Consider the following 10823-nt stretch of genomic DNA (forward strand, 5'->3'; position numbering starts at 1 on the left):
GGGCGCCATCCGCCGTTCCGGGTCGTCCTCAGAGAACCTTGGACAGGAACGCCTGCGTCCGCTCGTGCTGCGGGTTGGTCAGCACGTCGCGAGGGTTGCCCGACTCGACCACCACGCCGCCGTCCATGAAGACCAGGCTGTCGCCGACCTCGCGGGCGAAGCCCATCTCATGGGTGACGACGACCATCGTCATACCGGACTCGGCCAGGTCGCGCATCACGTCCAGGACGTCGCCGACCAGCTCCGGGTCGAGGGCCGACGTCGGCTCGTCGAAGAGCATCAACTTCGGGTCCATGGCGAGCGCGCGGGCGATGGCCACGCGCTGCTGCTGGCCGCCGGAGAGCTGCGAGGGGTAGCTGCCTGCCTTGTCGGCGAGGCCGACCCGGTCCAGCAACTGCTGGGCGCGCTCCCTGGCCTGGGCCTTGTTCGTGCCCCTGACCTGGATCGGCGCCTCGGTGACGTTCTCCAGCGCGGTCATGTGCGGGAAGAGGTTGAACCGCTGGAAGACCATGCCGATGTCCTGGCGCTTGAGCGCGACCTCGCTGTCCTTGAGCTCATACAGCTTGTCGCCCTTCTGGCGGTATCCGACCAGGTCGCCGTCGACGTACAGCCGCCCGGCGTTGATCTTCTCCAGGTGGTTGATGCAGCGCAGGAAGGTCGACTTGCCGGAGCCGGAGGGACCGATGAGGCAGAAGACCTCACCGGACTTCACCTCCAGGTCGATGCCCTTGAGGACCTCGACCGGGCCGAAACTCTTGTGGACTGCTTCGGCCCTGACCATCGGGATGGACGGGTCGCGCGGAACGGCGTCGTTCTTCTCAGTCTTCGCGGTCACGCCGCGCCTCCCTTCGGACGACCGATGGACAGCACGTTCACCTTGACCCGCTGCCACGGCGTGGGTGGCAGCTGCCGGCTGGACCCGCGGGCGTAGTACCGCTCGACGTAGTACTGGCCGACGCTGAGGATCGACGTCATGATCAAATACCAGGCCGCGGCGAGGAAGTACATCTCCACCGGCGCACCGGAGTTCTGACCGATGTCCTGGGCGTAGCGGAAGAGTTCCGGATACTGGACGGCCGCCACGAGCGAGGTCGTCTTCAGCATGTTGATCACTTCGTTGCCCGTCGGCGGCACGATCACGCGCATGGCCTGGGGGATGACGATGCGTCGCAGCGTCTTGCCGTGGCTCATGCCCAGGGCGTGAGCGGCCTCGGTCTGGCCCTCGTCGACGGCGAGCAGACCTGCGCGGCAGATCTCCGCCATGTAGGCGGCCTCGTTGAGGCCGAGGCCGAGCAGCGCCGTCAGCAGCGGCGTCATGAAGTCGGACCAGTAGTTCTTGTAGATCGGCCCGAGGTCGATGTACTCGAAGACCAGGCCCAGGTTGAACCAGAGGAACAGCTGGACCAGGACCGGGGTGCCACGGAAGAACCAGATGTAGAACCACGAGATGGACGAGGTCACCGGATTCTTCGACAGGCGCATCACCGCAAGGATGATGCCGCCGACGATGCCGATCAGCATCGACAGCACCGTCAGCAGGAGCGTCTTGTAGACGCCCTGCATGATGCGGTCGTCGAAGAAGTAGTCGGGAACCGCATGCCAGTTGATCTTGCCCTGGCCGAAGGCGTAGATGATCGCGACGAGGATTCCGATCGCGATGACGGCGGACACATACCGCCCGTAGTGCCGTACCGGGACGGCCTTGATGGCCTCCGGTCCGGCCGGGGGCGTGGTTGTCGGCCCCGCCGGCTTGTCGATGTCAGAAGTCACGGGTGTTGCCTCTCAGTGCCCGCTCGGACGCGGTCACTTGCCGCCGTTGATCACGGACTCCTTGACGGCACCGTCCTGAGCGCCCCACTTGGTGAGGATCTTCTGGTACTCGCCGCTCTTGATGATCGCGTTCATCGCGGCCTGCAGCGCGTCCCGCAGTTGAGTGCTCTCCTTGGAGACGGCGATGCCGTACGGAGCCGCCTCGACCTGACCGCCGACGATCTGGAAGTCCTTGCCGCCGCCCGAGGTCTTGACCGCGTACGCGGCGACCGGGAAGTCGGAGGAGGCCGCGTCCGCGCCGCCGGAGCGCAGACGGGTCTGGGACTGCTGGTCGTCGTCGAACGCCTCGATGGTGATCTTCTTGCCGCTCGGGCACTTCTTCGCCTCGGACTTGGCCAGGTCCTCGGAGACGGTGCCGCGCTCCACGGCGAGCTTCTTGCCGCACAGGTCCGACCACGAGGTGATGCCCTTGGTGTCGCCCTTGCGCGTGTAGATCGAGACACCGGCGGTCAGGTAGTCGACGAAGTCGACGCCTTCGCCCACCTTCTTGCCCGTGGCGGGGTCGACGCCCTGCTGGCGGTTCTTGTTGTCGGTCATTGCGGACATGGCGATGTCGTAGCGGTTCGAGCGCAGACCGGTGAGCAGGGCGTCGAAGGTGCCGTTGTCGAACTGGAAGGTCACGCCGAGCTGCTTGCCCATCGCCGCGGCGAGGTCCGGGTCGATGCCGACGACCTTGCCCGAGTTGTCCTTGAACTCGACGGGCGCGTACGCGATGTCCGACCCAACCTTGACGACGCCCTTGTCCTTGATGGCCTGGGGGAGCTTGCCGGCCAGCGGCGCCGTGCTCGTCGAGGCGCTGTTGCTGCCCTTGTTCTTCGTCTGGTCACCGCAACCGGTGAGGATCAGGGCGCCTGCGACCGCGATCGCACCAACCGCTGCCAGACGGGTGTGTGCGGCGGTCGTACGACGGGTGGAGCCTGCGGTCATTTTGGGTTCCTCCGGCGGATGGGTGGAGTTGCCGAGTGGTCGACGAGCACGCACACCTTCGGGGTGTCGCGACCTCCTGGGTTTACGGCATCTTGCCATTCGGACTAAGCCGTTCAGGGGAACCGTCATGTCAAAATCGGATAACGGGTGACCCCCGAACCGCACCAGGTCGGTACAACATGACCGGACCATCTGCGGGAATCCGGCGTTCCGGCCGGAAGTTCTTCGGCCCGTCTCGGGGTGCGGACCTGCACTCCGAGGCGTTGATCACTGTTCGGCCGCCGGTCGAGGGGGCGTCGAGAGCGTGTCGAGGGCGTGTCCCTATATTTCGGGACGAACCTTGTGGCCGAGATGTGACCTTCGGGTTCCGCGATGTGACCTTGCCCTTATTGGACTCGTCCTTGGCCCGGTGCGTCCGGTAAGAAGGTTCTTTACACCCCTCATCCGGGGCTCGGGGCGCGTGTGCGGCGCGCCCGTCGCGTATGACCCGTACGCATCAATAGATCGGGCATGCGCGGTCCCGCCCACTTCTCACCAGAAGTGGCCCACCCTCAATCAATGAAGACTTAAGGGGTAAAACAAAGTGGCAGCGGAGATCGTCAATCCTCGCAGCGACAGCAGTACGGATCAGGACGGCGGGGCCGAGCCCCTCGATTCCTTCGATCCGGCGTTCGCGCTGCACCGCGGCGGCAAGATGGCCGTGCAGGCCACCGTGCCGGTCCGTGACAAGGACGACCTGTCCCTGGCGTACACGCCCGGTGTTGCGAAGGTGTGCAGCGCCATCGCCGAGCAGCCGGAACTCGTCCACGACTACACGTGGAAGTCGTCCGTCGTGGCCGTGGTCACCGACGGCACGGCCGTGCTCGGACTCGGGGACATCGGCCCCGAGGCCTCCCTTCCGGTGATGGAAGGCAAGGCGATTCTGTTCAAGCAGTTCGGCGGCGTCGACGCCGTGCCGATCGCGCTCGACTGCACCGGTGTCGACGAGATCGTCGAGACCGTGGTGCGGCTCGCGCCGTCCTTCGGCGGTGTCAACCTGGAGGACATCTCGGCGCCGCGGTGCTTCGAGATCGAGCGGAAGCTGCAGGAGCGGCTGGACATCCCGGTCTTCCACGACGACCAGCACGGTACGGCGGTCGTGACGCTGGCGGCCCTGCGCAACGCCGCGCGGCTGAGCGGGCGGGCCATCGGGGATCTGCGGGCCGTCATCTCCGGTGCCGGTGCGGCCGGCGTCGCCATCGCCAAGATGCTGGTCGAGGCCGGTATCGGGGATGTGGCGGTGGCCGACCGCAAGGGTGTCGTGTCGGCCGACCGGGAAGACCTGACGTCCGTCAAGCAGGAACTCGCCTCCTTCACCAACAAGGCCGGTATCACCGGGCCGCTGGAGGCGGCGCTCGAAGGCGCGGACGTCTTCATCGGTGTCTCCGGCGGTACGGTCGCGGAGGAGGCCGTCGCCTCGATGGCCGAGGGCGCGTTCGTGTTCGCCATGGCCAACCCGAACCCCGAGGTGCACCCCGACGTCGCGCACAAGTACGCGGCCGTGGTGGCGACCGGGCGGTCCGACTTCCCGAACCAGATCAACAACGTGCTGGCGTTCCCGGGCATCTTCGCGGGCGCACTGCAGGTGCGGGCGTCCCGGATCACCGAGGGCATGAAGATCGCGGCGGCTGAGGCGCTGGCGGCTGTCGTCGGGGACGACCTCGCTGCGGACTACGTGATTCCGTCGCCCTTCGACGAGCGGGTTGCTCCGGCTGTCACGGCGGCTGTGGCGGCTGCGGCTCGCGCCGAAGGCGTTGCTCGGCGCTGACGTTCCGTCGGCTTTGATGGCCCCGCCCGTTCGGGCGGGGCCATTGTGCTGACCGGCACCAGGCATGGACCGCACAGGGTTCCCTGCAAGAGGGCATGTGTCACAGAGCCGTGCGGTTCCTTCGGCCCGGTCTGCCGCCTATCGTCAAGGTCATGTTCGCCGTCTATGCCGCCCGAATCGACCGTGACCAGCCACTGAACGGCCTTGAGTTGGGGGACCGGCCCGCTCCCGAGGCCAGGCCCGGCTGGAGTGTCGTCGACGTCAAGGCCGCCTCCCTCAACCACCACGACCTCTGGTCCCTGAGGGGCGTGGGCCTGTCCGAGGACAAACTGCCGATGATCCTCGGCTGCGACGCCGCCGGTGTCGACGAGGACGGCAACGAGGTCGTCCTGCACTCCGTGATCGGACAGAGCGGTCACGGCGTCGGCCCCAGGGAGCCCCGTTCCATCCTCACCGAGCACTACCAGGGCACGTTCGCCGAGCAGGTCGCCGTGCCGACCTGGAACATCCTGCCCAAGCCCAAGGAGCTCTCCTTCGCCGAGGCCGCCTGTCTGCCGACGGCCTGGCTGACGGCGTACCGCATGCTCTTCACCAACGCGGGCGTACGTCCCGGCGATTCGGTGCTCGTGCAGGGCGCCGGCGGTGGGGTCGCGACGGCCGCGATCGTGCTCGGGAAGGCGGCGGGGCTGCGGGTCTTCGCCACCAGCCGGGACGAGGCCAAGCGGAAGCGGGCCGTGGAACTGGGTGCCGTCGAGGCGCTGGAGTCGGGGGCGCGGCTGCCGCAGCGCGTCGACGCCGTCATCGAGACCGTCGGCGCCGCCACCTGGTCGCACTCGGTGAAGTCGCTGAAGCCGGGCGGCACGCTGGTCATCTCGGGTGCGACGAGCGGTGACCGGCCCTCGCACGCCGAGCTGACCCGCATCTTCTTCCTCGAACTCAAGGTCGTCGGCTCCACGATGGGCACCAAGGACGAGCTGGAGGACCTGCTCTCCTTCTGCGCCGCCACCGGCGTACGTCCTGTCATCGACGAGACGCTGCCGATGGACCGGGCGCGGGAGGGCTTCGAACGGATGGCTTCCGGCGAGCAGTTCGGGAAGATCGTGCTCACCAACGACTGACGTCCCGTATCCGCACGTGTGACGGCCGGCCCGGCTTCGGGCCGGCCGTCGGCGTTTGTCAACTAGGGTTGACGACGCGAGCGTGTCAACGTAAGTTGACATCATGACCGAAGCAACGGATCTCGCCGAGCGCGCGGGCGACCGCGATCCACGGGTCGGACTGCGTGCCGTCGCCGCGCTGCGCAGGCTGCTGGAGCAGCTGGAGGCGGTGCAGGTGCGCAGTGCGCGCAATCAGGGCTGGTCGTGGCAGGAGATCGCCGCGGAACTCGGAGTCAGCAGGCAGGCCGTGCACAAGAAGTACGGGAGGCATTGATGTTCGAGCGGTTCACAAAGGACGCCCGTGGGGTGGTGCAGGAGGCGGTCGAGCACGCGGAACGGGCAGGGGGCCGTCCGTCGAGGCCGAGCACATACTGCTCGCGCTGCTCGACCGCGAGGGCAGCCGCGCCTCGTTCGCGCTCACCTCTCTCGGGATCACCGGCGAACGCAAGGAGTCGATACGGAAGGCGGTGGCCGAGGCCCGTCGGCGGGCCGGGCTGTCCCGTTCCGAGGCCGACGCTCTCGCCGGGCTGGGGATCGACGTGTCGGAGATCGTCGCCCGCGTCGAGGCGGTGCACGGTGTCGGCGCGATGTCCGGCGACCGCAGGGACAAGGGCTGGTGGTCGGGGCGCCGCAGTTTCGGCCGGGGTGCCAAGCAGATCCTGGAGACGTCACTGCGCACCGCCGTCGCCCACGGCGACCGGCACATCGGTGACGAGCACATCCTTCTGGCGCTGACCGCGCGTCCCGGCATCCCCGCCGAGATCCTCGCCGACCGCGGGGTGACGTACGAGTCGCTGATACGGGTGCTGTTCAGCGGGGGCGGTGAGGCGAAGGCCGGATGACCGGGCGCACGTGACGGGCCGGAAGGCGGGCGTGCTGGGCCGGGGGTGTCCGTGGTGGGTCCTAGGGTGGGGCCTGCCGAGGTTGGCCTGGCCCTTCGAAGGAGCTCTCATGACCGTGTCCGAGCCCGTGCCGCTCGTGTTCGTCCCTGCGGAGGGGGCTGTGCGTGAGGCGGTGACCAAGGTGGGCGGGCAGCCCGTGTGGCTGGAGGAGCCGCAGTGGCCGCTGTCGCGCGAGACGGGCCGGCCGATGGAATTCCTGGGCCAGTTCGCCCTGGAAGGCGGCCGGCTCGCCTTTCTGTTCATGACCGGGGACGAGAGGGAGTACGTCGACGGCACCTGGGAGCCGGAGGGCGGGGAGAACGCCCTGGTGATCCAACCCGGCGGCCGCGTTCCGGACTTCGTGACCGTCGAGCGTCGGGCGGAGGGGCCGAGCGCAGGGCGGGACCATCTGCCGCGACACGTCGACTCCGGTGAGGGCTCCGGTGAGCATTCCAACGAGGAAGAGGACCGTCGGCCCTGGCAGTTCCTCGGCGGGCCCGGTGTCGAACCGCACTGGCTCCAGGGCGACGAGACGCCCGGCGACGGATGGCAACTGGTGGTCCAGCTCGACTCCGGGAAGCTGCCTTTCGACGTCAACTTCGGCGACGCAGGCGTCGGTTATGCCTTCCTCTCGCCGGACGGCAAGGAGGGCCGCTTCCTCTGGCAGTGCACCTGACGACTGCCTTCGCCTCCGCGGCAAGCGGCCCGCCGGCTGTTACACCTTCGGTGCGCGCAGTATCGCTCCGATGTGTGCCGCCGCCGTCGACAGATGGCGGCGTGCGTCGCGGAGCTGTTCGTCCGTGACGCCGTGGTCCCGGGCCGCGTCACGGATGTCGTCGCGGAAGCGGTCCAGCAGGCGGTCGAGGTCGCGGGAAGGGTCTCCGGTGGTGGCCTCGTGCGCCCACGACGGTTCGTACTCCGCCGGGAAGTCCTCCTTGGTGTGCGAGTACTCGGGCCGCGACGCCGAGGTGCCGGTGCCGCCCCGTCCGAACCCGAGGTCCTTTCCGAACTCCCTGCCGAAGTCCTTCCCGAAGTCCCCGAACTCCTTGGCCAGTTCGGTCAGGCCCTCCCGCACACCCGTCGGCCAGTCGCCCCGCGCGAAGTGGTCCTGCACCTGCTCCTGCACCCGCTTGGCGATGCGCTGCAGCTCCTCCTGGGCCTGGGCCCGGGCCTGCTCCTGCGCCTCCTTGGCCTGGCGCCGGGCACGCTGGGCCTCCTCGCGGGCCCTGCGGCTCTCGTCCTTGGCGCGCCGGGCCTGCTCCTTCCACTCCTGCTTGACGCGCCGCATCTCCTCCTTCGCGGCACGCCAGGACTCCTTGTCGCCGTACTCCCCGAAGTCACCGAGGGGGCCGTCCCCTTCGCCGCGGCCCTTGCCGCCGGTGCCGTGCCGGGCCTCCGTGGCCGCGGCCCGCATCTCGCGCCGCAGATCGCCCGCCGCGCCGCGCACATCGGCGCGGATCTCGGCGGCCAGTTCCGCGACCGACTCGCGGATCTCCAGCTCCAGGTCGGCCAGCTCGCCGCTGCGGTCGGCCAGTTCGGCGCGGCCGGCGTCCGTGATGGCGTACACCTTGCGGCCGCCCTCGGTGGTGTGGGTGACCAGGCCCTCGGCCTCCAGCTTGGCCAGGCGGGGGTAGACGGTGCCCGCCGACGGTGCGTACAGCCCCTGGAAGCGCTCCTCGAGGAGGCGGATCACCTCGTAGCCGTGGCGTGGGGCCTCGTCCAGGAGCTTCAGCAGGTAGAGGCGGAGGCGGCCGTGGGCGAAGACGGGAGGCATGTCAGAGCACCTTCTTGTCGGTCGTGCCGTCGGCAGGGTCGTCGGTCGAGACGTCGTCCTGGCCGGAAACGGAATTGTCCCCCGAGTCGTTGTGCTGTCCTGCCGCCGGGGTGCTCGCCGGTGCGGTCTCCGCGGCCTGCTCCGCACCCGCCACAGGCGTGTCCTCGACCAGGGGGCCGATGTCCTCCGGCGCCACGTCCCACGGCTCGTCCTCCGCGGGGGGCCGCCGCAGCAGGGCGATCGAGCCCGAGACGGTCGTCGCCTTCAGGCTTCCGCTGCCCGAGCCGAGCCGGCCGGTGATCCTCTTGGCGCCCCACTGGCCGCTGACCCGCAGGTCCTCGAAGGCGTTGGACACCGTCCCGCTCGCCGTGTTCGCCTCCACCTCCGCATCCGCCGGGTGGGGCAGCCGGATGGCGATCTCACCGGAGACGTTCGCCAGGACGATGTTCGTCGGGCGGCTCGCCGGATCGAGGTCGACGATCATTGAGCCGCTCACCGAGTCCGCCTTGACCGATGAGCCTGCCTCGACCACGGTCAGGTCCCCGGAGACGGAGTTGAAACGGAGGTCGCCCCGGAGGGCCTGCGCCTCCAGGTTCCCCGAGACGGTGTCGGCGCGCACCGGGCCTGTCAGCCCCACCAGGGTGGTGTCGCCGGTGACCCCCTTCACCTCCGTACGCCCGTCGATCCCGGAGACCACCGCCGCGGCCCCGACCACGCCCACCTCCACGCGGGTGTCGGCAGGGACGGCGAGGGAGACGACGGCGCTGCGCCGCCATCCCTTGCGGTCCAGCCACTTGAGGAAGCCTTTCCACGGCAGGTCGTCGTACGCGACGGTGAGCGTGCCGCCCTGCTGGCTCACCAGCAGGGGTGGTCCCTCGATCTCGGAGACCTCCAGTCGGGCGGAACCTTCGTCCGTGCCCACCACGTTCACCGTTCCGTTGACGATGCGTACGTGGAGTTCGCGGACGGGCTTGTCGAAGGTGAGCTTCCGCGGCTCACCGACAGACCACTCGGACATGGTGCAGACCTCCCCGTCACAACGCGCCATATCGCGTCTCCTGTAATTCACGATATATCGCGGTCGTCGAAAGTCAAGACACTCGTTCTGATGATCTCCGTGGCCACCGAGATGACCAAAGCGGTCGAATCGCCCTAGCGTGTGAGCATGTCGAACGTCGGTGCCCTGCTCCTGTGCCGCGCGCAGCCCGAGTCCGCCGCCCCGCCGCCCACCTGCTGCGGGACCGCATGCTGCTCGCCCCGGCAGGCGACGCCTGGAGCGTGCTCCTTCCCGAGGGTCGGCCCTGGCTGCACGGCGGCGAGCCCGTCGACCGCGTCCTGACCGGCTGGGCCACCGCTCTCGCCGTCGGCGGCCCCGGACCCGTACTCGCCCTGTGGTGGGACGCCGACCGCGCCGGCTTCACCCTCGTCTCGGGCTTCCGCCGCCCCGTCGGCTACGTCTGGCTCGCGAACGGCACCCCGGCCGGCGAGGACGAGGCGATGCGCACGTTCGCCGACCGCCTGGGCCTGGACCCGGTGCTCGACGTGCAGGACCTGGACCACCTCACGAAACCCGCCCCCGGGACCGACGCCCGCGCCCGCCTGCGCGCCCTGATCGCCGTCCTCACACGCGCGGGAGTCGCGCTCCCCGAGGGCATCGCCCCGGGCGAACCCGCCGACCGCCTCCGCGAGGCCGCGCACGCCCTGCCGGACGCCCGCCCGGCGGAGTGGCCGGGCCGGCGCGAGGCGGTACGGGCGGAACTCGACGCCGCCGACAGCAGCCGTGCGGGCCCGTGGCTGCCGTGGTCGGGGACGCCCCGGGCGCGCGCCCTGGCCCTGGCCCAGGTGGTCGCCGGGCTCCCGCTCACGGCCTGGGGCCTCCGACGCCGCAGCGGCGGCTGGACCGCGGCGGGGGCGCTGCTGCTGGCGCACGGGGGGCTGGCGCTGGCGTACGAACTGCTGTGGCCGTGGGACTGAGCGCGACGCACGCCCTGGGACTGCGGACTGCGGGCCGCGAAAGCCTTGGCACTGCGGGCCGTGCAGCCCTGGGACCGAGGGCTGCGAGAGCGTTGGGACTCAGGGATACGAATGCCTTGGGACCGATGCGACGCACGCATGTCTGGGAGCGAGGCGCACGCATGCCCTGGGACCGAGGGGCACGAAAGAGGGGCGCCACGCGGGCACCCCGCCGGCCGGACTGCCCGGCCTCTACTCGTCGTCCTCGTCGTCCAGCCGTGCCAGCCACGTCGCCAGCCGCTCCACCGGTACCTCGAAGTCCGGGTTGAGGTCGACGAACGTACGCAGCTGCTCCGCAAGCCACCCGAAGGTGACCTCTTCCTCGCCGCGCCGCTTCTCCAGCTCTTCGATGCCTCGGTCGGTGAAGTACATGGGGTCAAGGATAAGTGCGCCGAAACGGCTGGGCCGCACCCCCGAGCGGGGGTGCGGCCCAG

General features: G+C 69.4%; 10 protein-coding genes and 2 pseudogenes. 6 read left to right on the forward strand and 6 right to left on the reverse strand.

Features of this window, described 5'->3' with window-relative positions:
• Positions 1-28 precede the first annotated feature (28 nt).
• The 3 genes from AB0N07_RS48090 to AB0N07_RS48100 are packed head-to-tail and all read right to left on the reverse strand — an operon-like array spanning position 29 to position 2757.
• A complete protein-coding gene (locus AB0N07_RS48090) occupies positions 29-781 on the reverse strand; it encodes an amino acid ABC transporter ATP-binding protein (RefSeq protein WP_365846892.1) in 753 nt (250 codons plus the stop codon).
• Positions 782-831: 50 nt separating this feature from the next.
• On the reverse strand, positions 832-1770 hold the full coding sequence (locus tag AB0N07_RS48095; protein WP_365846877.1) for an amino acid ABC transporter permease: 939 nt from the start codon (positions 1768-1770) through the stop codon (positions 832-834).
• Positions 1771-1803: 33 nt separating this feature from the next.
• Positions 1804-2757 (reverse strand): ABC transporter substrate-binding protein, encoded by a 954-nt coding sequence (locus AB0N07_RS48100; RefSeq protein WP_365846879.1) that lies wholly within the window; start codon positions 2755-2757, stop codon positions 1804-1806.
• A 583-nt stretch (positions 2758-3340) separates the two neighbouring features.
• Here AB0N07_RS48100 and AB0N07_RS48105 point away from each other — a divergent pair.
• From AB0N07_RS48105 to AB0N07_RS48125, 5 genes and pseudogenes are all read left to right on the forward strand, one after another.
• Positions 3341-4564, forward strand: coding sequence for an NADP-dependent malic enzyme (locus AB0N07_RS48105; RefSeq protein WP_365846881.1), 1224 nt, complete (start codon positions 3341-3343; stop codon positions 4562-4564).
• A 152-nt stretch (positions 4565-4716) separates the two neighbouring features.
• Complete coding sequence (locus AB0N07_RS48110; RefSeq protein WP_365846883.1) at positions 4717-5682, forward strand: zinc-binding dehydrogenase; 966 nt, start codon at positions 4717-4719, stop codon at positions 5680-5682.
• A gap of 103 nt (positions 5683-5785) precedes the next feature.
• Entirely contained in the window at positions 5786-5995 is a 210-nt protein-coding gene (locus tag AB0N07_RS48115; protein ID WP_016437953.1) for an HTH domain-containing protein, read from the forward strand.
• A pseudogene (locus AB0N07_RS48120) lies at positions 5995-6563 on the forward strand (Clp protease N-terminal domain-containing protein). Before AB0N07_RS48115 ends, AB0N07_RS48120 begins: the two are co-directional and overlap by 1 nt.
• Positions 6564-6672: 109 nt before the next feature.
• Positions 6673-7278, forward strand: a complete 606-nt coding sequence (locus AB0N07_RS48125; RefSeq protein WP_365846886.1) for a hypothetical protein — start codon at positions 6673-6675, stop codon at positions 7276-7278.
• A gap of 39 nt (positions 7279-7317) precedes the next feature.
• Here AB0N07_RS48125 and AB0N07_RS48130 read toward each other — a convergent pair whose 3' ends face one another.
• A complete protein-coding gene (locus AB0N07_RS48130; RefSeq protein ID WP_365846888.1) occupies positions 7318-8376 on the reverse strand; it encodes a PadR family transcriptional regulator in 1059 nt (352 codons plus the stop codon).
• Position 8377: 1 nt separating this feature from the next.
• Positions 8378-9394, reverse strand: a complete 1017-nt coding sequence (locus AB0N07_RS48135; protein ID WP_365846890.1) for a DUF4097 family beta strand repeat-containing protein — start codon at positions 9392-9394, stop codon at positions 8378-8380.
• Positions 9395-9541: 147 nt separating this feature from the next.
• Between AB0N07_RS48135 and AB0N07_RS48140 the strand changes: the two are divergent.
• Positions 9542-10350: pseudogene (locus tag AB0N07_RS48140) on the forward strand (hypothetical protein).
• Positions 10351-10581: 231 nt separating this feature from the next.
• On the opposite strand, the gene AB0N07_RS48145 reads toward AB0N07_RS48140, so the two are convergent.
• Positions 10582-10761, reverse strand: a complete 180-nt coding sequence (locus tag AB0N07_RS48145; protein WP_319295185.1) for a DUF6104 family protein — start codon at positions 10759-10761, stop codon at positions 10582-10584.
• Positions 10762-10823: the final 62 nt, after the last annotated feature.

This window comes from Streptomyces sp. NPDC051172, from assembly GCF_040682555.1.
Taxonomy (GTDB): Bacteria; Actinomycetota; Actinomycetes; order Streptomycetales; family Streptomycetaceae; genus Streptomyces.